Raw genomic sequence first — 21429 nt, forward strand, 5'->3', positions numbered from 1 at the left:
GTCATCACAAACGCCGTAGCAAGTTTGAACCATGGGTATCTGTACCACAAGTATTGAACAAATTATAGGTGGCACTTAACTGTTTCACTTGCTGAGTTTGCCTAGAACTGGGATGCCAAGGATTCGGGTTCGCGTAAGCATAATAGGCTTCTACGCCATCAATGCCCAAATTGGCGGCGGCGGGAATCAGTTCCTTGGCTGAACGTCGATAACGGCATGGATGAGCCAATACCGCCAATCCACCTGCCTGATGCAAAACATCAATGACAGTTGCGGCTTCAGCCTGCTGATGTTTGGGGGCTTTGCCTTGGAGATAAGACTTTAACCTGAAATGATTGGGATCAAATGCATAGCCCAAGATATGAACATCCGTATTCAATAAGCGAGCGTTGATTTCTACGCCAGTCCAGAGGTGAGGAATTGCCTGAGTGGGTAAAGCGTCTTGGAGGGAATCTAGACAGGTTTTAGCGATTTGATAGCCCTCGATTGTATGATGATCGGTGATAGCAAACCCTTTCAGACCGATGGAAACAGCTTGTTCAATTAACGTTTTGGGATGAAGCTGACCATCAGACGCCTTGGTATGACAATGGAAATTGTAGGAACGAGGACAACTATCGGGACCCAAGGTTTGCCAGACCTGCCGGAGAGCGTGTTGATCTTGTTCTGCTATAGGGGATGATACTAAAACTGGAGCCATTTTAACCACCATGTTTGCTGATATTATTAATAGATGAGTCTAATGAATGAGAGGCTCTCCTCAACTGCTTAAGCCAGTAAGCTTGCCCAGAAATACGTCCTAATCATTTCAAATTGTTAACACTACCTTAGCAAAACTTAGTAGTCATCGTCTGTAAAAACCCTGTAAAGCGGTCTCATTTTCCATTGGTAATTTCTCGCGTTAGCATAACGTTTACTAATCTTTCCACTTCTCCCAGAGGTAGCCAGCTAAGAACCGTCTGCCATTGGCTGTACTAGGAGAATCCCCCATCTAAACCGGAGGAGTTAGAGGGGGATAACGGACGGTTGGACTTGAACCGTTTAAATGACACGCTAAGAGAATCAAGTTTTTGCGTTCGACCTCCTCCACATTCAACTGTTGCACTCCTTACTTGGCAAGAGAACCATCAGAATTGCGCGTTTTCCATGCACATTCTAGTAACTTTGTCCAGCGCTTTTGTAATTGTTTGGGTGTACACTTGAGGGTTTTAGCAATTTCAGCATCGCTCTTGTGGGCTTGTTTGAGAGACAGGAGTTGCTGTTGTTGCTCATCAAGTGTAGCCAAAAAGGTGTCCCATTGGTCAGAGGTCATGCCTAATTTTTGGTCTAAATCAGCTCCTAGCCATTGGTGTACCAGTTTCCAGTGGGATGACCGGGAGAATTTTTCGACATGGTACTTAAAGCGCTGTTGCAGGTAGTCCCGTTGGCGGGGGGTTAGCCCTAAAATCTCATCGATTTCCGGTGCGGCGAGGTCTTGTAACTTTAAGACTAGGTAATCCGCGCAGTCAGAGTGACCTTGTTGCTCAAGATAATTAATCAGTTCACCAACCACGCGATCGCGCAATACTGATTCACTGGGATCAGTGGTTTGAGCGACTAGGTGCGCCCGTACTTGTTGCATCGCCGGGGAGCGGCTTAACTCTTGGGCTTCTTCGCCCTTGGCAAATTCCACCGCTTGCTCAATATCCAGAGCCGTTTCATTGGGTTGGCGTCTGGCAAAGCTTTGCGCTCTTAGGACGATAAGCTGTTGACTACAACGGTTCGGTAAGGTGATGCGCCGCTTGGCATACTGTTCCGTAAATGCCATATACTCCGCCAGTTCAATTTGAGTGCGAGGCGTGTAATCTACATCCACCTCATTTTCCCGGCGAAATGCTTTCAAGGACTCAGCATAAAAGTCTTGTAAAAAGTCCTCAATCAGATTATAACGAGCCGAGAATTTTAACTGGGATTGAGGCTGGGCAACATGGCGATAAACCATGGCACTTAATGTGCTGTGCAATTCAACACGCCCTTGCTTAGACCCCAATTTATAGTAGCCTAAACACTTGTGTAAGCGGTGACGAATTAACGTAATTTGCCAGGAGCGAACTTGACCCGAAGTTTGAATGCGATCGCTCTTGCGGCAAATTCGTTGTACCTCCTGCACCATTCGTTTTGCCACGATTTGAGCGCGACTGGGTAGGCGTTTGGGCTCAGAAGTCAAACCACCATTGGTTTCTAAAGCTTTGGAACCATAGAGTGCCGACCGCATTTCCTCTAGCAACAGATCAATTAAACTTTGAGTGTCTGTGCCGAAAACTTCCGGATTCTCTAGGTGGTTTGGGGAAGGTTGAGTGATAGATTTAACAGTTTTAACGTTCATGGTATTGCCCCTAAAGACTACAGTTACGAATTACCAAGACATCAGCAGAGGAACGAGAGGTTATTCGGAATAAATGCTCTGTTGCTGTCCACAATTTGAATGTAAAACGTTACGCCTAGTCTTTGGTTGAGTGGTGTGTCACTAAACGAGAGATCACGAGTACACGGCAGACACCCTCGCCTATTTAGGGACTATGCTTATGGCTGCTAACCCTTGCTACACCTGCATTTAGGCAATTGGCAAGGGGTCAGTATTTCCACGGCTTTAATATTGAGTGAGAGTAGACAATTCACAAACTGGGTTTATTTCTGGACGTTCATCCGAAATCCCCGGTCTGTCTCCTGTAGTCCGAATGCTGATTAGCGAAAGCCGAACTGGATTGGGTTTGACTCTAACGGGTTACACCGATGGGTCAAACCTTATAACCCTATTCCCAGCTCTGGTTAGCGGGTACAGCCCATGTCATGGCGGCTTCCGCTCCCAATCCTTTCCGCAGGATTGTGGGTTCATTCCCAGTCATATCCAGAATGGTGGATACCTGGAAACTGGGTTTCGAGCCATCATCGACAATAATGTCCACTAAACCCTCAAACTGATCAAAGAGTCTGGCGGTTTCCAGTCCCACGGTGGGGAAATTTCCCATCTCATCAGGTAAATGAGCCGACGTGGAAATGACAGGATTACCTAGCGCTTCGAGTATGGCTTGACAAACCGGATGATCCGGAACTCGGATACCACTGGTTTTACGCTTGGGACTCATCACTAGCCGAGGTACTAACTTAGTTGCGGGTAACAAAAAGGTATAGGGTCCAGGAATCAGACGCTTCATAATCCGGTAAGCCGGGTCACTGACCCAAGCATATTCAGAGATGTTGGATAACGAGGAACACAAAAACGTTAAAGGTTTCTCATTCGAGAGTTGCTTTAAACGCCTGACCCGTTCCACAGCCGATTTGACATTCAAGTCGCAACCAATGGCATAGACGGTATCTGTGGGATATAACATCACCGCACCGTCTTGCAGGTTGTCCCTTATTTTCTCTATTCGGCGTATTTGAGGCGTTTCCGGATGGACGGTGTAAATCGTTGCCATAAATCGTTCCAAATGATTGCAATGGTTAGATGATCTTATAAAAGCCTAAATTCCACGACCTTAAGTGGGTAAAATATGGAGTCGGCATTTGAAAACGCAGGTGCAGTGAGCCAGTGAAGCTATTTATTTACCACACCCCCGAACTTACCCCAACGGATACGACGCCAGATTGTGCGATCGCGGTTGATGTGCTAAGAGCTACAACCACGATTGCGACAGCCTTACACGCAGGTGCTGAAGCAGTGCAAGCCTTCAGCGATATTGATCAGTTAATGCAAGTGAGCGAAAAATGGCTCCCAGAAAAACGCCTTCGCGCCGGAGAACGGGGCGGATCAAAAGTCGCGGGTTGTGATTTAGGCAATTCTCCCCTAGACTGCACGCCAGAGCGGGTTCAGGGACGCCGTTTGTTTATTACGACCACAAATGGTACTCGCGCTTTACAGCGCGTCCAGAACGCCCCTGTGGTGCTAGCCGCCGCCATGGTGAATCGTCAGACGGTGGTACAGTATCTGCTTGAGCAAAAGCCGGAAACTGTTTGGCTAGTCGGTTCAGGCTGGGAAGGGTCTTACTCCCTTGAAGATACCGCCTGTGCAGGTGCGATCGCCGATAGCCTGATTTCTCAAACCGATCACACTCTGGGCGATATTACGGGTAATGATGAAGTGATTGGCGCTTTTGCTCTTTATACTCAGTGGAAAGACAAGATGTTAGAAATGTTTCACCATGCCAGTCATGGTAAACGCCTACTGCGGCTAAACGGTCATGAGGATTTAAAGTATTGCGCCCAAGCGGATAGTTTAGACGTTTTACCGATTCAGAAAGAACCCGGAGTTTTAGTCAGAAAATCCTGAGTGTAGAAACGCGCCATGGCACGTCTTTCGGCAGAGAACAGATCAAGTTAATCAAAACGTCAACACTCGGTCAGGGCGGGTTTATTCACATCGGGGTCAATTCAGCAACAATAATCATGAAACCCGCCCCTACACATTCAATACTCCCCCATCTCCCCCATCTTCTCCATCTTCCCCAGCTTTCTACTGAATCGCACTGGCAATCAAACGCTCCCAAGCCCAATCCGGTAACAACCAATGCAAAAATATATAGAGTTTGGCATCCATTGGTGTAGCATACCGCCGCTTGGGATTGCGACTATTCACCGCCTTGGACACCGCTTTAGCAACCACATTAGGACTTGAGGCATTTTGGTAATCCTCTAACACCTTTGCCATGGGTTCAACCGTTCCCTGGTACGCTGATCCCTGAGAATTTTCCCGTAACGTCTGAGCCGCAATACTTGACCATTCACTTTCAATCGCCCCCGGTTGCACCACCACCACACGAATGCCAAAGGGTTCGGTTTCCATCCGCAAGGCATCAGATAATACCTCAACTGCGTGTTTTGTGGCATGATACCAACCACCGATGGGCATCCAAATCCGCCCGCCCATGGAACTGATATTCACGATGGTGCCGGATTTTGCCATTCGCATCGATGGTAGAACCAATTGCGTCAGCCGGATTAAGCCAAACACATTCACGTCAAATTGTCGCTTCGCTTCTTGGAGTGGCACATCTTCCAGCGCCCCGTAGGAACCATAACCCGCATTATTCACTAATGCATCAATCTGCCCTTCAGCCGAAAGCAGGGTTTGCACAGCCGTTGTCATACTGGCATCATCGGTCACATCAAGAGACAGAACTTTGGCTCCCATTGCTTTAATATCCGCCATTTTTTCCACTCGCCGCGCCCCACCATAGACGATCCAACCCTCTTTTAGAAGTTGCTGCACGATCGCTTTACCGATCCCAGAGGAAGCGCCTGTTACCATGGCAACGTTTTTCTTTGAATCGCTAGACATAGGAAACTCCTATTTGAGGAACGACAAAGGACAAATGACCAATGAGAAATGACTCCTTAAAACTGTTGCAAAAAGCGTAAATCACTGGTATATAAACGGCGAATATCATCAATTTGGTGCATGACGAGGGCAAAACGTTCCGCGCCAAATCCGGCGGCAAACCCAGTATAAACTTCTGGATCATAACCAACGGTTTTCAGCACATTGGGATCAACCATTCCACAGCCGCCCATCTCTAACCATTTCCCTCTCCATTTGACATCAACTTCCGCCGAGGGTTCTGTGAATGGGAAATAACTGGCGCGTAAGCGAACATCGACATCTTCACCAAATAATTCTTGGAAGAAGACTTTTAATGTCCCTTTGAGATCCCCAAATGTGATGTCCTCATCAACGGCTAAAATTTCAATTTGATGGAAAACAGCCGAATGTGTCGCATCAACGGTATCCCGGCGATAAACCCGCCCTGGGGCAATAATTCGGATGGGGGGTTCGTTATTTTCCATGTAGCGAATTTGCACCGAAGAGGTATGAGTTCGCAGCAGGTTCCCATCGGGGAGATAAAAGGTATCCTGCATATCCCGCGCCGGATGGTCTTGGGGGGTATTTAATGCCTCAAAATTATAATAATCGGTCTCCATTTCTGGTCCGGTGGCGACGGTGTACCCCAAACCGACAAAAATATCCAGAACTTGGTCGATAATGCTATTGAGGGGATGAATTCGACCTTGAGGTTTATACACCCCTGGCATGGTCACATCAAGGGTTTCGGCGGCTAATTGTGCCTGAATTTGGGCGGCTTGTAACTCTTGGCGCTTGTTGTCTAGGGATTGTTGCAGGGCTTCTTTGACTTCATTAGCAAGCGCCCCAATTCGCGGTCTATCGTCGGGGGATAGCTTCCCCATCCCGCGCAAGATTTGGGATAACTGTCCTTTTTTCCCCAAGTAGTTGACGCGCAATTGTTCCAATTGATCCAGCGTATCCGTTTTTGCGATCGCAGGAGTGGCTTCTTGTTTGAGGGCGACTAATTGGGTTTCTAGCTCGTTGAGCGAAGTAGTCATGAATTCAGTCGTGATCAGGTTTGAGAGAGGCAATGCTTGCCAAGGCTTTTCTTAGTTTACCGTTATCGGCTAACGGCGAGGGGGAAAGAAGACCCTATTATATTCCGCTAACGCCAGAATCAGGAGTGCGATCGCTAATATAACGGCTGTGGTGATCCCGCCGTACTGGATTAAGGTTGTGGGGTTGATTTGGGTTAGGGGTGTGGATGTGATGGTTTCCATGGCGTTGGGTTGGGGTTCTAGATTCGGTTGGGTTTGGGGGTTGGTGTTAATCATCGTGTTTACCTCGGTTATCGATACAACCATGATGACTTGGGTAGCAGGTATTTTAGGTAGGCAAAAGTAGGGGAATTTAGAACGTTAGTGTTTGTAGGGAGATGTAGGATAATGTTGGTTTGTTCTTCGTCATTTGTCATTTAACCACCTGTAGGGGCGCAAGGCTTGCGCCCTCACGCCTGTAGTAACTAATCTTTTGAAATTGGAGTAATGATTAAATGGATAAGCTTGAGCTTGAATTGCCTAAATCAGATCATCCTTGGGTGAAATTGGCGGGTAAGTATAAAGACGATCCACAATTTTATCAGATGCTGGATTATATCCAAGCTTACCGCCGTGAACTCGATACAGAAATGGAGGATTATTACAATCAGCTAGATGCAGAGAATGAACTCAAGTAAGTCTGTTGAAATCCTGTAGGGGCGACCCGCTTGCACTAATGAACAACACCAATCTACTCAATTGACTTGGGTCGCCCTCTTATCAGTTTGTTCTCAATGTTGAAACGTTTATGGCGCTAAAGCGCAATTACAAACTGGCAGAATGGGGATGGGTTTGATAAAATTGGCAAATGAATCTCAAGGCTCACTAATGAACTCAAAAGAGGCGCTAGAATTCATCAACAGGCGGCTGTGGGAGAACTCTCAGCCTGTTTTGACTGAAGCAGAAGAGGCGATTGTGATTGGGATTTGGCAAGGTAACGGTTATGAACAGATTGCTGCCCAAAACTGTTTTGATTATCAATACACTAGAGAATTAGGCGCAAAGTTATGCAAAAGACTGAAAGAGTATTTTAATGCTGAAATTAATAAACGAAATTTTAAAAAGCAAATTGAATATCTTTATGGTGTAGAGGTTGAAACTAAACCGCCAAAATCTGAGATGTCAGCCCCCCCTGAACTCTTACAACAAACCTCTACTTCTGTAGATTTTGACAATCTAACGATTAATCCTTTTATTCCCCAACAAGGCAGAATCGATAATCCGCAAGATTTCTTTAACCGAAAACGGGAAATTCGGCAGATATTTGAGGTGCTTAATAGTGGTAGCAGTGTTGCCTTAATCGGAGCAGAGGGTATCGGTAAATCTTCTTTACTTTCCCAGATTTGCCAACTGGCGGATACTCATCTCTATTCGCCGCGCCAGCCTGTTTTTATCGATTTAAATCTGGTTGAAGATGAAGATGATTTCTATAGTGCATTATGTTATGAAATTGGTATACCGGAAAGCAAGGGAACAAGGCTGGATCGTCATTTAAAATCGCGTCAAATCCTGCTAGCTTTAGACAATGTAGGGAAAATGACCTGGGATGGCTTTAATCGCGGTTTGCGGGATTATTTACGGGGTTTGGCTGAGGGGAAAGCACCACTTAAACTGGTTTTGGCGGCGAATGAATCTTTAGATAAACTGTTTAATGATAGTTGGGATAATACCAAAACTTCGCCTCTGGCAGGAGTTTGTCAAGAAGAAATAATAAAACCTTGGGATGAACTAACAGCCCGTGCTTTTATTGATACACGTTTGGCGATGACTTCGATACGGTTTACTGAAGCTGACATTAATCAGTTAGTTGAGGATAGTGGGGGTCATCCCCGGCGATTGATGCAGTTGTGTTATCGAATGTATTCCCGGTATTTGGAGGATGGGTAATGAGCCAACATCGCCCGGTTCCCCGATTAGATTTAGCGCCGAAACTGAAGCGCCCTTTATCTTTATGGAATCCTTTGGATTATCTGCGTTTATTATATTGGGTTTTTTATTTTCCTCAAGCATTGCGCTGGTATGTAGATACCTTTGGTGGTGGGTATATTCCTCCAAAAGAAATGAATTGGCGCAAGGGATTAGAACTATTGCGTCAGAATCTGGTTCAGCGTCAGTTGCTTATTCAAGGGTTGATGTTGACTATTGTTATTCCTGTCGCTTTTTGTGGATTGCTTCAGCAGATAGGTTTTGAGATTGATTGGAGTCACGTGGCGTTGGGCGTGGCGTTGGGCGTGGCGGGAGGGTTGGGGTTAGGCGTGGCGGGAGCCGTGGCGTTGGGCGTGGCGGGAGGGTTGGGGTTAGGCGTGGCGGTAGGCGTGGCGGGAGCCGTGGCGTTGGGCGTGGCGGGAGCCGTGGCGTTGGGCGTGGCGTTGGGCGTGGCGTTGGGCGTGGCGGGAGCCGTGGCGGGAGCCGTGGCGGGAGCCATGGCGGGAGCCGTGGCGTTGGGCGTGGCGTTGAGCGTGGCGTTGGGCGTGGCGTTGAGCGTGGCGGTAGGCGTGGCGGTAGGCGTGGCGGGAGGCGTGGCGGGAGGCGTGGCGTTGGGCGTGGCAATCTGGCGTCCAGAAAACTGGCTGATTGGTTCACTGTTAAACCTACGGCATCTTCAGAATAGAAGTTGGTTATTCCCGCGCATAACTCTAATTCCCATACCTTATCTAGGGTTGCGCTTACAGAATTGGTTGGAACAGGATTGGGAAAAGGGTTTACACAATATCAATCAATTATTGGCATATACTCTACAATTTATTCCTGTTGTAAAAAGCGTTAATCTGGTACTGGCTAAAGCCCCATCAGAACAACTAATTTGGCGTATCTCTCGGCTGGCTGAAACCCCTTTTGATTGGGAGCTACTACGTTTTTGTTCAGCTTCGCTGAATGCGGTGTTTAAGTCAAACGCCGTAGAGTTTTTTTTCTTATTTCCTCGTCATTGGCGGCAACAGCTTCAAGCTAACTTTATTACAGATACTCGATTAGACACCCCTGCTCGTGCTGCGGCGGCTGGTTTTTGGCATCTCCATGAAAAAGAACCCGCCAAAGCAACCGAAGCCTTTGCCGTTGTCCGTTCTCTTCTCTATGGTGAAGAACTCTTCACCCTCGCCCAAATTCTCACCACATTCAACGAAGCCAAAGAACCCGCCAAAATCGCCACATTAGAAGCCCCCAGTACCCCTAATGAACCCCTACTGCATCCCCTAACCTGGAACACAATAAACGCCCTCCGTCGAGTCGTGGAAGATGCGCGAGTGGTTCAGCGTAGCGTCTCTCGTTCCACCCGTTCCTTTGCCCTCAACCGCGCCTTAGGAGAACTAGAAACTATCCTCAACCATATCGAAACCCTACCCGAAGCTGAACGAGAACTCATCAAAGATATTGCCCAAACCTGGCAAGACGCCTTATTACAAATCGCGGCTGAAATTGGCGATATTTCCATCACCAAACCCGTCACCAATCCTTATGTTGTCGGTGACCCCGTTGAAGGGAATCGCTTTGTGGGACGAGACGATATCCTCAGACAATTAGAAGAACTCTGGGTGATGGGTCAACAACTCCAATCTGTAGTTCTCTATGGTCATCGCCGCATGGGGAAAACCTCGATACTTTTAAATGTGGCAAACTGTTCTGGTTCACGGGTAAAAGTCGTTTATATTAACCTACTGCGTTTAGGCAGTCCCCAAGGTGTCGGGGAAGTTTTAATGGCAATTAGTGATGCAATTTCTGATGCTATCGGTTGTCCCCCTCCCGATGATGATGCTTTGCTAAATCTTCCTTATCGGACGTTTGAACGCTATTTTAAACAGGTGGTTGAGACATTACGGGAAACATCTCTACAGGGGTTAATTATTGCCCTAGACGAATTCGAGAAAATCGAGGAACTCATCGAAGCGGGAAAAATCCCCAATGATTTTATTGGCTATCTGCGGGGATTGGTGCAAATGAACTCTCAAGTCGCCTTTGTGTTTGCCGGATTGCACACCTTAGAAGAAATGACCGCCGATTATTTCCAACCCTTTTTTGCTAGCGTTATTCCGATTCACGTTGGTTTCTTACAACCTGCTGCAACTCGCCAGATTTTAGCTAATCCCAGCCTGGAAAATCCAGATGCGACTGTTTCAGATGTCCCGGATAATGAAGCGGTTGATTTTCCCCTGGATTACATCCCAGACGCCCTTGACATTATCTATCGTTTCACCGCAGGTCAACCTTATTTAGTTCAACTGGTGGGATTCCAACTGGTGCGCCGATACAATGATTTTGTGTTTGAACAGGAACATTCTCGTGACCCCGTTTTTACGGTAGAGGATGTGGAAGCGGTGATTAAGAACACTGAATTTTATCAGCGGGGACGGTATTATTTTGATGGCGTTTGGGGTCAAGCGGCGCGAGGGGTTTCCGGTCAACAGGAAATCCTCAAGGTTTTAGCACCTCACCCCGATGGGTTAATCATTGAACAATTAAGGGTAAGGTTAGCAGAATTATTCAGAGAATCAGGACTTGCCACCCTGGAGGAGAAACAATTAGAGGAAGCGTTGGAGACATTAAAACGCCATGATGTGATTCAGCAAAAAGATGAGTATTGGCAGATTATTGTCGAACTTTTCCGGCGCTGGGTGTTAAATCAGTAGATTGTCATTTGTCATTTGTCATTTGTCCTTCGTTGAATCAATTTGTTGCCTAATTGTAGTGGCGTAACATACCGACTTTTATCAATTAAGCTTACGCCCAGAAACCGTAGGGGCGCACTGACGTGCATTGGTGACAACTTAAGGTGAAAGGCACGACTGGCAAGTTTTTCACCCTCATCCTCTAACCCCTTCTCCCATCAACGGAGAAGGGGAACAATCACATAAAGACGCTTGCAAAGCATCTCTAGAATACATTTTCTATATCGCTTTCTTCTTGCTCCCCTCTCCCCTGGCGGGAGAGGGGATGAGGGTGAGGGGTTGTAGCTTAAGTTGACACCAACCAATGAATGACGTGCGCCCAATTCAATGGTCAAATCTATTTTACCCTTTTTAGGAAGCTCCATTCAACCGCAAACAGTTGAAAAAACATAATATGAATGTCACTGAGTCAAACAGAATGTTGCCAACTTGGACGCCTAGAAATAAATTTCCGGCTGAAAGCTAAAGTAAGCTAAAGCTTACTGAATATTTGAATCCGTTAAAATGGGTTTTAGCTTTAGTTCAGGGCTTAAACTAAAATTCCGAATAGGAACATTGGCGACAAAATGATTCTATTTCATGTAGAAACTTAGCCTGCTACGCCTCTACACTGGTAAAGACTGACAACCATCTTCCGTTAAAATCGCGTGTCTTCAACCAATCCCCAAACGTTCCCCTTAATCCTCGGTATTACTGGTGCCTCTGGCTTAATCTATGCAGTACGTGCCGTGAAGTTTCTCTTAGAAGCCGACTATACCATCGAACTCGTAGCATCAAAATCAGCCTATATGGTTTGGCAAGCCGAACAAAACACCCGTATGCCTCCAGAACCCGAACAACAGACACAATTCTGGCGTCAGCAAGCAGGTGTACCCACCAAAGGTAAGCTGATTTGTCATCGCTGGGGGGATGTGGGTGCAACCATTGCCAGTGGTTCGTTCCGGACGTTGGGAATGGTGATTATTCCCTGTAGTATGAGTACGGTGGCAAAAATTGCTAACGGTTTGAGTTCAGATTTATTGGAACGGTCAGCCGATGTGCAGTTAAAAGAAGGGCGTCAACTGATCATTGTACCCCGTGAAACACCATTTAGCTTAATTCACCTACGCAACCTCACCACTCTAGCTGAAGCGGGAGTAAAGATTGTGCCAGCCATTCCCGCCTGGTATCACAATCCTCAAACGATTGAAGATTTAGTGGATTTTGTTGTGGCGCGAACCTTTGACCAACTCAATATTGATTGTGTTCCTTTAACGCGATGGCAAGGCGGTTTTCGGGAAAAGCTTTGACCCTTCCCTTGGTTCAGGAAATCTGGTTTGTAGGGGCGGGTTTCAAAATTATCGTTTCTTACTCACCTAGATGTAACAAAACCCGCCCTAACCCAGTCACGGCGATTAAAATCGCTGCTACACAAACAAAGTCCGCCTACGCGGACTGAATTGTAACGGCGGTAGTTAAGCTGAATTTGGAATTAGCTAGATGTATCATTGATTGCGTTTAATTTAATTCAGATCTAAACTTTGAAGAGAATATAGAAATAATGCAGACTAGAGTTACATTAATGGAAAAAGAAAGTGGAAGCGAGGGATCATTGAATTCAGAACTTACCTAACTTAGCGAAAAGAATGAGCAGGATTAGCCGTCAGGATCGAGAGTTGCGCGACACCCCCAACCGTACCCACCGATGAGATTAGCCACACCCGTTGTTAGCTTGATATTAATGAGTCTGCTCATGTTTAGCTGTGGTCAGGCTCCACAACGTCAGGAGAAAAATTTGAATCGACAGCAAATTGAACAACTCGCTCGGATTCAGTTACCTCCAAGCAGTAAGGAGATCGAAGTGCATACTGAGTCCGGTATTGACTCGTTGATTGTCCTGCGGTTTACTCTCGATCAAAGTGATTTGGATAGTTTTTTGACCAGTGCTGGGTATACTGAACCCTTAAAAGAAGGATTTCGTCCCTTTAGTTCACAAGAGCTTCGGGATGTTCCCTGGTGGAATCCAGACGAGGCAAAAGACGTTATTGGCGGATTCCTGAATACCTCAGACTGGGCTAGTGAAGTGATGGTCGATGTTTCAGGTTCTCAGCCAGTTGTCTACTTAAAATCTTATAATTTGTAGTTGTCTCTAAGGTTTTACCCATCTGAGAAAAGAGAGATACGTTAACTTGTATACTCTGCACTCCTACTCTCTAACTTAAGGCTGGTGGGCCCTTGCGAAGTCGAAACCCACCCTACGGTATATTAATGGTTTCGGCGATGTCAAAATGCTTATTTCAGTGCCATTTTACTCTGATACCGTGGTTCGTGCCAAAACGCGATAAACATTCACCGTTTGCTGTTTTCCTTTCAAGGCTAAAGGTCCCCAAGATTCAACCTCAAATTCCCCTTGGAGTTGATCTAGCGTTTGTTGACCAATGAGAATCCGACAGGGAGTCGGTTGACGCTGTTTCTCACAACTCTCTAGCCGGGACGCAATATTAACACTATCGCCAATTACGCCATATTCTAAGCGGTCTTTGCCCCCTAAACTGCCCACTACAACAGGACCGGTAAAAATACCAATCCGCATTTGAATCACCGGTAAACCTCGGCGTCGCCAATCTCGGTTCATCGACTCCAGGCGATCGCTAATTGCTAACGCACAGTCTACCGCCGCTTTCGCATCTTCGGCGACTTCGGTTCTGTGCAGACGTGACATGGGGACACCAAACGCCACCATCACCCCATCCCCGGTAAACTTATTCACAATTCCCTGACGCTGGAGGACTTCACGAGTCACCACTCCCAGAATTTCATTTAACCATTCCAACAACGCCTCTGGGGTCATCTTTTCCGATATGGTGCTGAAATCTTTAATATCGGCAAAGAACATCGTGGCGGTGAGGCGAATCCCCGGTAACTTGCCAGATTTTAGCAAGCGATCGCGACCTTGCCAAAGGGCTTGAGCAACTTCAGGTGAGGTATTCTGTCCCAACAGCTTCATTACAATGCGTTGCTGTTGATGGGCTTCATAAGACCGATGGGTGACAAAAATCGCTACCGTTAACCCAAATCCGAATGCTGGCGCTGCAAACGGAACCCAGCCACCTTGGGTCAATAGGTAAAAACAAACACTCGATAACACCCCCAAACTACCCGTTACCCCAATAATTAATGCCAGGGGATGATACGTCACCCGCCCCAATATCCCACCGATCGCAATCCAACCAATAATCCACAGGATTTCCGCCTGTTCTGACCAAAACCAGAATAAAGGACGCTCACCCGTCGCCGCATCCAGGAATTGGCTGACCATTTGAGCCTGCATTAAAACCCCAGGTATTTTCGCATTTTTTTCCAAGGCGGGACTAAAGGGTGTGGCGAATAAGTCTTTCAGACTGGGTGCAGTGGAACCAATAATCACAATTTTGTCCTCCACCCAACTCGGATCAACCGTTCCTGCTAAAACATCGGTTAAGGATACTTGTCGCGCTACCTGATAAGGAGAGCGATAATTAAGTAAGACTTGGAACCCGCCAACATCTCCCTTTTGATATCCTCCTGCATCTTCCGTTAAGGGTGACAACACCGCCTCACCAAGTTGGGGAATATCTGGATTATCAGGACTGGCTTCCAGTTCAATCCCACGGGGCTCTAGATAGGCAAGTGCCAAAAGCATGGAAAATGAGAAAAGTACGCCGCTTTCATTCTCCGCCAAATACAAATTGCGACGAACCATATCATCCGGGTCAAGGGGTATATCATTAAAACCGATGCGTTCCGGTGATACATCTGGTGGCGGTGGGGTTCCGGCGCGGATATCAATATTCTGAATCGCAATTAAATTCGGTTGTTGCAGTTGTTCCACTAACTGCTGATGACCCGGTTCCACAGGAAGATTGCGATACAAATCTAGACCAATAACGGCGGGTTCAGCGGCTTGCAGTTGGCGTAATACTTGTGCTAAAACCTGATCTGAGATGGGCCACCGATTTTGATTTTCTAGGTCTTGTTCTGTAATCGCGACAACCAAAATCCGAGGATCAGGTTCCGTTTCCAGAGGTCGCAGGCGGACAAACTGGTCATACGCCGCCAGTTCTAGCGGTTCTAGTCCACCCAAGTGTCGCATGCCCAGAAGGGTAATGATAACGGCAATGGTTGAAACGCCCACGACTCGCAGATTTGCCAAATCGGGTAACGCCGTACTAACCGTTCGAGGGATGCGAAAAATCATAGGACTAAATCTCTAAGCTTCTCGGAAGCCGCTGGACAGCGATGGAGATATTACTCAAACCCGAAGATGCCTTCACGTTGTCCAACTGACTGTGGCAGCAAAGCCCTTACCGCATTATGCCACAGTTTGTAGTAGGCACTTTAGTGCCTCAAGCGAGTCTAATGCTTACCGATGAACACGGATTTTGTGGAGACATGGAATTTAGCGATCGCGCTCTAAATCATCGATTACCTTTTGCAAGTACCAATTCTCTGGCATCCCTGGATTTTTTTTCTTGGCTATTTCAATCAAACGCGCAGCAACATCCCAATATCCCCCCACCATCCGCAGGAGTCGTTGTTGTAACTCTCGATCAACCCGCGCATTCGATCGAATTTGTCGTTCTTGATTGATAAAAATGTCTTTCCGATTCAGTTTAGCTGAGCGTTTTTTGATCTCAGCTTCAGCTTTTGCCACTTGCTGCTTCTGCTGATTTAATGCCTGATGATACTTCTGCCAATCCTGTTTCTCAAAATACAGATTCGCCGCTTGTTGATAATCATCCGCCGCGCCTTGATAATCTTGAAAATCAGCCCGCGCCGCCGCCCGATGATAATAAATTTGCGGATCATTGGGCTGAATCGTTAACCCTCGCGAATAGTCCTCAATTCCTTGGCGATAGTCGCCCAGTTTCGAGTAAGCTTGACCTCGACAAACATAATATTGGGAATTGTCGGGTTGTAACTCAAGTAACTGGGTAAAATCCGCGATCGCGCCCCGATAGTCCCCCAGTTCAATGCGAACCCGTCCCCGATAGTGACGCACTTGGATATCATTAGGATCAAGCTGCATGGCTCGACCTAAATCTTCCATCGCTCCTCTTAAATTCCCCAATTTGCTGCGAATAATTCCCCGATAACAATAGGCTCTAGCATCATTGGGTGCAACGTGCAGCAGCCACTGGCAATCCTCTAAGGCTTCCTGATGCTTTCCCCGTTGTAGCTTGTTGATAACTTGAGTCAGATACTTCTGCGTCTCCGCCGCACTCGCCGCCTGGATTTGCGATGCCTGAATTTGCTTGATACTCTCTAGGCAACTCTGGCAATTGTCTTTATCCTTCTGATCCAGATACAGTTTAGCGGCTTGTTTAAAAGATGCGATCGCCTCTTTGGTTTTCCCCAACCGACGGTAGGCTGTACCTTGCAGTTTATACGCCGCCCCGTGATTCCCATCGATCTGGAGAACCTGTTGAGCATCCTCCAGGGAAGCTTGAGCCTCTCCCTGCGCCAATTGAGCCAAACTGCGCCCCAAATAACTATCCAGATGTTCAGGATTCACCTGTAGCGCCTGGGAATAATCCGCGATCGCACCTTGGCAATCCCCTAAATCAAAACGAGCCAATCCCCGCCTATAGTAAGCATCGGCAAATTCTGGATTAATCCGCAACGCTTGCTCAAACTCCTGAATCGCTCCCTCTAAATCGCCTTGTTGCGCCTTTTCTCGCCCGCGCTCGTAAAATTCCTGCTCCATTGCCCACGTCCAACTCGTTTGTGCGATCGCCAGTCATCTTGTCAATCATCATAACCTCATTGCCTCTGTTAAGTTTAATTTATACGATCAATTTAACAGATAGACTAAACCAATAAATAAGCTAAATAATCCTATTATTATCCCTATTGTGATCAAATAAATTATTCGGTTCTGGGTATTCATCCCAATAAAAACACCGATTAAAATTAAGCCCATACCCATAAAGGTAGCCCAAAATCCCGGTTCTGGAGTAAATCTAAAATCAACACCACCACCACGAAAACCATCGAAAATATCGTAGGGATTCCCTTGGTATCCAATTTCTACCAAAATCCACAACCTAAGGTAGGATAGAGGAATAATAATGCTGAAAAATATCGCACATAAACTAATGTAATTAGGTTGAAAGCAGTACGTCAGAAAAACTATCCATGCCAGACTATAGCTGAGAATAGTTAGCCAGTCGTCGTGTACCAAAAAATCTAATCCAGTTACGACGCTATAGCCGGAAAGCCACGGTAGGAAAAGCCCTCTCATAGAAATTGTCAGTCCGGCAGCAGACAAGACTAAGCCGAATATTCTTAGAACAGTAGGGAGCGAGAGACGTTTACGCGGTAGCATAGGACTTTGAGCCTTTTGGAGAGCATCATTCAACCTCTGTAATCTTTATTTTTCAACATCAATCATAGCATAACGGTAAAGTATCTGAGACAACTGCTATTAACTTTCTGGTGTCTCCTGAGTCATTAGTTTTTCCATCGTTAACAAATCCTGATCAAAATCAGTTTCATCATAATGTAAATAGGCTCCTGCTTGCTTGAGAAAACTATCCACCTCATAACGCGAAGAGAGGTTGAGCATTCTTCCCACTTGCGCCGAAGTAATCACTCCCTGACGGTAAGCTTCAATGGCTAAACATTCCATAACTTTTCCAGGAACGTTATTCCACTTCTCCTGGATTGTGTTGACAATTTCATCAGGTAAATGGATTGTAATTTGCACAGAACATCCTCCAGTTTCTCAGGTTTGGCTTAGGCGACAACATAGAATCCTCGACTCGACAAGCCGTCAGTAGTGAGGACTAAAGTCCTCTCATGGCGCTAAAGCGCCTACTACAAACAAACTCGGAGCGATCGCCTATAGACAGATGAGGCAAACCCAATTCGGCGTGTAAGATATAAAAAGAGATAAATCTTAAAAAAAGTTCATGATTGTATCCGCCTCCGGCTTTGATCGGTTTAAACAAGCCGTTAAAGATAAAGTCTTTTTTGGCAATGAACCCACTCCGGAGTTGATTGCCATCCTCATCGTCTACTTTGTCCAGGGTATCCTGGGACTAGCCCGTTTAGCGATTAGCTTCTTCCTCAAAGACGAACTGGGTTTAAGTCCCGCCCAAGTCGCAGCCCTAATCGGGATTGCTGCCTTACCTTGGGTAATTAAACCCCTATTTGGCTTTCTGTCTGACGGACTCCCCTTATTTGGCTATCGCCGCCGCCCTTATCTGGTTCTGTCAGGCTTGATGGGAACAGCCGCGTGGTTAAGTTTGGCAACGGTAGTCCATACAGCTTGGGCGGCAACCCTTGCCATTCTCCTGAGTTCCCTTTCTGTAGCGATTAGTGATGTCATCGTAGACTCGCTTGTGGTGGAACGGGCAAGGCGGGAATCATTAAGCAACTCTGGTTCCCTACAATCCCTAACGTGGGGAACCTCTGCTGTCGGGGGAGTGATTACCGCGTATCTGAGTGGTTGGCTGCTGGAGGCGTTCAACACCCAAACTGTTTTTGGCATTACCGCCACCTTTCCCCTACTGGTTTCTGGCGTGGCGTGGTTAATTGCCGAAGAACCCGTTAGTTCAGGGATAAATACCGCCACCGTCATCAACCAAATTAAGCAATTGCGCCATGCGGTGACTCAAAAAGCGATTTGGTTACCCACCGCATTTATCTTTCTCTGGCAAGCCACACCCACAGCAGATTCAGCCTTTTTCTTTTTCTCCACCAATGAACTCGGATTTGAACCGGAATTTTTAGGGCGGGTGCGTTTAGTCACCAGTTTGGCGTCTCTGGTGGGGGTTTGGGTATTTCAACGCTTTTTAAAGGGTATCCCTTTCCGCACGATTATGGGATGGACAACTGTCCTATCGGCTGTTTTAGGGATGACGACTCTAATCCTAGTCACCCATGCGAATCGGGCATTAGGCATCGATGATCATTGGTTTAGTTTAGGTGACAGTTTGATTCTGACGGTGATTGGACAGATTACGTTTATGCCCGTACTCGTACTTTCAGCCAGACTCTGCCCGTCAGGAGTGGAAGCCACTTTATTTGCCTTGCTGATGTCGATATGGAATTTGTCTGGATTGCTATCTCACGAATTGGGGGCGTTATTAACCCATTGGCTAGGGGTAACAGAACATAACTTTGATCGGCTGTGGTTATTACTGACAATTACCAACCTCTCTAGCTTATTACCTTTGCCCTTCTTGGGTTGGTTACCAGCTTCTGATCCGCAAGCTGAAATTAAAGGCGAAACAGAGGCTAAATCATTACCGCCAGCAGAAATATTTGAACATCATACATCGGGTTCTTTCTCTGAACAGCCATTCCTACCTGATGTTGTGCCTGAGTTTATCCGGGTTGGTAGTGAGGACTTTAGTCCTCTTGTCAATGGCGCTAAAGCGCCTACTACAAACCGGGTTGGTAGTGATGACTTTAGTCCTCTGGATCAATAGCGCTAAAGCGCTTACTACAAACCGGGTTAGTAGTGAGGACTTTAGTCCTCTTATCAATGGCGCTAAAGCGCCTACTACAAACACGATTAAATAACGAGGAAATAAACGATGATTGCAACAGAACAATTTTTAGAATCAAAGTCTTCACTGTCTTATGATCGCGAAGGATGGAAACAGGGGTATCAATCCCAGCCAAATGAATACGATTACTGGATTGAGGACATTGAAGGGGAAATTCCGCCAGCGCTGAATGGCACGTTGTTTCGCAATGGTCCGGGTTTACTGGATATCCATGGTCAGCCCCTGCATCACCCCTTTGATGGGGATGGTATGATTTGTGCGATCGCCTTTGATCAAGGTCGTGCTTATTTCCGCAATCGCTTTGTTCGGACTGAAGGCTTTCTCAAAGAACAAGATGCTGGAAAAATGCTGTATCGCGGTGTTTTTGGTACGCAGAAGCCTGGAGGATGGCTGGCGAATGCGTTTGATATTGATATCAAAAATATCGCTAACACGAATGTGATTTACTGGGGCGGTAAACTGTTAGCCCTTTGGGAAGCGGCGGAACCCTATCGGTTAGATCCCAAAACCTTAGACACCCTAGGGAAAGACACTTTAGATGGTATTTTGGCAGAAGGCGAAGCGTTTGGCGCCCATCCTTGGATTGACCCAAGCTGCAATCAAGATGGGGGTGCGCCTTGCTTGGTGAATTTTGCGATTAAACCGGGTTTTTCCACCAAAATCACCATTTATGAACTGGATACCGCCGGGAAATTGCAACGGCGTAAAAGTCACACGGTTCCAGGTTTTGCCTTTATCCATGACTTTGCGATTACACCCAATTACTGCATCTTTTTCCAAAATCCTGTCACCTATAATCCCGTTCCTTTCCTGTTGGGATTAAAAGGGGCGGGTCAATGTGTAGACTTTAAACCCAACGCACCGACTCGGATTTTAGTAATTCCGCGTCATGGTAATAAACCGATGCAAGTATTGGAATCTGAAGCTGGGTTTATTTTTCACCATGCGAATGCTTTTGAGCAAGGGGAGCAAATTTGTGTGGATTCTATCTGCTATGAGTCTTTAACTCAAGTGGACTCAGAGATAGATTACCGGAACGTAGATTTTGATGCGATCGCGCCGGGACAACTATTTCGGTTTACACTGAATTTAGCGGATTCTACGGTACAACGACAGCAACTATTCGCACGTTCCTGTGAGTTTCCCTGTGTCCATCCCGATCACGTTGGACGCCCTTACCGTTATGTGTACATGGGAGTGACTCATAATCCCACAGGAAATGCTCCACTTCAAGCCATTGCTAAGTTTGATGTCACCACAGGTGAGAAACAGATTTGGAGTGCAGCCCCCCAAGGCTTTGTCAGCGAACCGATTTTTGTCCCCCATCCTGACGCGAAGCGAGAAGATGAGGGTTGGGTGTTGACGTTGGTGTATGATTCTAGTCATCATCGATCCGATGTGGTGATTTTGGATAGTCGAGATTTGAGCCAAGGCGCGATCGCACGACTACATCTCAAGCACCATATTCCTTACGGATTGCACGGAAGCTGGACTTCGACAGTCTTTTAATTTTATTTATCTGTCATTTGTCATTTGATCGGGGCGGGTTTTGCAGCCAAGCTAGGGATAACAATCAATATTAGTCCCTAAACCCGCCTCTACAGACAGACGTTTCTGTCATCACTCTGGAACAGGACTTCCTCATCTTCCCCATCTTCCCCATCTTCCCCACACTTACAAAGCTGCTCAAATATTTCCGCCGCGCTGCACTAGGGTTCAATCGCGTAAAATTATGAATATCCATAGCTAATGGTATTGTCCAAATCTTAACCACACCCAAAACAGGTTAAAACAAAATCTGGACGATACCAATG

At 46.6% G+C, this 21429-nt stretch carries 18 protein-coding genes; 8 read left to right on the plus strand and 10 right to left on the minus strand.

Annotated elements, in window-relative coordinates; translation table 11 throughout:
• Window positions 1-4 precede the first annotated feature (4 nt).
• From RIG66_RS29575 to RIG66_RS29585, 3 genes are all read right to left on the minus strand, one after another.
• Entirely contained in the window at window positions 5-712 is a 708-nt protein-coding gene (locus tag RIG66_RS29575) for a PHP domain-containing protein (RefSeq protein ID WP_446383046.1), read from the minus strand.
• A gap of 396 nt (window positions 713-1108) precedes the next feature.
• A complete protein-coding gene (locus tag RIG66_RS29580; protein ID WP_446383048.1) occupies window positions 1109-2365 on the minus strand; it encodes a HetZ-related protein in 1257 nt (418 codons plus the stop codon).
• 427 nt (window positions 2366-2792) lie between these two features.
• A complete protein-coding gene (locus tag RIG66_RS29585; RefSeq protein WP_446383050.1) occupies window positions 2793-3458 on the minus strand; it encodes an L-threonylcarbamoyladenylate synthase in 666 nt (221 codons plus the stop codon).
• A gap of 113 nt (window positions 3459-3571) precedes the next feature.
• On the opposite strand from RIG66_RS29585, the gene RIG66_RS29590 reads away from it, so the two are divergent.
• Window positions 3572-4309 (plus strand): 2-phosphosulfolactate phosphatase family protein, encoded by a 738-nt coding sequence (locus tag RIG66_RS29590; protein WP_446383052.1) that lies wholly within the window; start codon window positions 3572-3574, stop codon window positions 4307-4309.
• 183 nt (window positions 4310-4492) lie between these two features.
• Here RIG66_RS29590 and RIG66_RS29595 read toward each other — a convergent pair whose 3' ends face one another.
• From RIG66_RS29595 to RIG66_RS29605, 3 genes are all read right to left on the minus strand, one after another.
• A complete protein-coding gene (locus RIG66_RS29595; protein WP_446383054.1) occupies window positions 4493-5317 on the minus strand; it encodes an oxidoreductase in 825 nt (274 codons plus the stop codon).
• Between the two features lie 56 nt (window positions 5318-5373).
• On the minus strand, window positions 5374-6378 hold the full coding sequence (gene pheS / locus RIG66_RS29600; RefSeq protein WP_446383056.1) for a phenylalanine--tRNA ligase subunit alpha: 1005 nt from the start codon (window positions 6376-6378) through the stop codon (window positions 5374-5376).
• Window positions 6379-6447: 69 nt separating this feature from the next.
• Window positions 6448-6684 (minus strand): hypothetical protein, encoded by a 237-nt coding sequence (locus RIG66_RS29605; RefSeq protein ID WP_446383058.1) that lies wholly within the window; start codon window positions 6682-6684, stop codon window positions 6448-6450.
• A gap of 188 nt (window positions 6685-6872) precedes the next feature.
• On the opposite strand from RIG66_RS29605, the gene RIG66_RS29610 reads away from it, so the two are divergent.
• The 5 genes from RIG66_RS29610 (at window position 6873) to RIG66_RS29630 (ending at window position 13200) form a co-directional block, all read left to right on the plus strand.
• A complete protein-coding gene (locus RIG66_RS29610) occupies window positions 6873-7055 on the plus strand; it encodes a hypothetical protein (protein ID WP_446383060.1) in 183 nt (60 codons plus the stop codon).
• Between the two features lie 190 nt (window positions 7056-7245).
• Window positions 7246-8304, plus strand: a complete 1059-nt coding sequence (locus RIG66_RS29615) for an AAA family ATPase (protein WP_446383062.1) — start codon at window positions 7246-7248, stop codon at window positions 8302-8304.
• The gene (locus tag RIG66_RS29620) at window positions 8304-11039 is read left to right on the plus strand and encodes an AAA family ATPase (RefSeq protein WP_446383064.1); all 2736 of its coding nucleotides are present in this window, start codon (window positions 8304-8306) and stop codon (window positions 11037-11039) included. Before RIG66_RS29615 ends, RIG66_RS29620 begins: the two co-directional genes overlap by 1 nt.
• Window positions 11040-11725: 686 nt before the next feature.
• Window positions 11726-12367, plus strand: a complete 642-nt coding sequence (locus RIG66_RS29625; protein WP_446383066.1) for a flavin prenyltransferase UbiX — start codon at window positions 11726-11728, stop codon at window positions 12365-12367.
• Window positions 12368-12762: 395 nt separating this feature from the next.
• A complete protein-coding gene (locus tag RIG66_RS29630; RefSeq protein ID WP_446383068.1) occupies window positions 12763-13200 on the plus strand; it encodes a hypothetical protein in 438 nt (145 codons plus the stop codon).
• A 165-nt stretch (window positions 13201-13365) separates the two neighbouring features.
• On the opposite strand, the gene RIG66_RS29635 is transcribed toward RIG66_RS29630, so the two are convergent.
• The 4 genes from RIG66_RS29635 to RIG66_RS29650 all read right to left on the minus strand — a co-directional run bounded on the left by RIG66_RS29635 (window position 13366) and on the right by RIG66_RS29650 (window position 17805).
• Window positions 13366-15294, minus strand: coding sequence for a CHASE2 domain-containing protein (locus tag RIG66_RS29635; RefSeq protein WP_446383070.1), 1929 nt, complete (start codon window positions 15292-15294; stop codon window positions 13366-13368).
• A 201-nt stretch (window positions 15295-15495) separates the two neighbouring features.
• Window positions 15496-16803 (minus strand): tetratricopeptide repeat protein, encoded by a 1308-nt coding sequence (locus RIG66_RS29640; RefSeq protein ID WP_446383072.1) that lies wholly within the window; start codon window positions 16801-16803, stop codon window positions 15496-15498.
• Between the two features lie 87 nt (window positions 16804-16890).
• Window positions 16891-17340, minus strand: coding sequence for a hypothetical protein (locus tag RIG66_RS29645; protein WP_446383074.1), 450 nt, complete (start codon window positions 17338-17340; stop codon window positions 16891-16893).
• 183 nt (window positions 17341-17523) lie between these two features.
• Window positions 17524-17805 (minus strand): UPF0175 family protein, encoded by a 282-nt coding sequence (locus tag RIG66_RS29650; protein ID WP_446383076.1) that lies wholly within the window; start codon window positions 17803-17805, stop codon window positions 17524-17526.
• A gap of 205 nt (window positions 17806-18010) precedes the next feature.
• Between RIG66_RS29650 and RIG66_RS29655 the strand changes: the two genes are divergently transcribed.
• Both RIG66_RS29655 and RIG66_RS29660 read left to right on the plus strand, forming a co-directional pair.
• Entirely contained in the window at window positions 18011-19534 is a 1524-nt protein-coding gene (locus RIG66_RS29655; protein WP_446383078.1) for a folate/biopterin family MFS transporter, read from the plus strand.
• Window positions 19535-19642: 108 nt separating this feature from the next.
• Complete coding sequence (locus RIG66_RS29660; RefSeq protein ID WP_446383080.1) at window positions 19643-21124, plus strand: carotenoid oxygenase family protein; 1482 nt, start codon at window positions 19643-19645, stop codon at window positions 21122-21124.
• Window positions 21125-21429: the final 305 nt, after the last annotated feature.

The organism is Coleofasciculus sp. E2-BRE-01 (assembly GCF_040221695.1).
In the GTDB taxonomy this organism is placed as follows: Bacteria; Cyanobacteriota; Cyanobacteriia; order Cyanobacteriales; family Coleofasciculaceae; genus Coleofasciculus.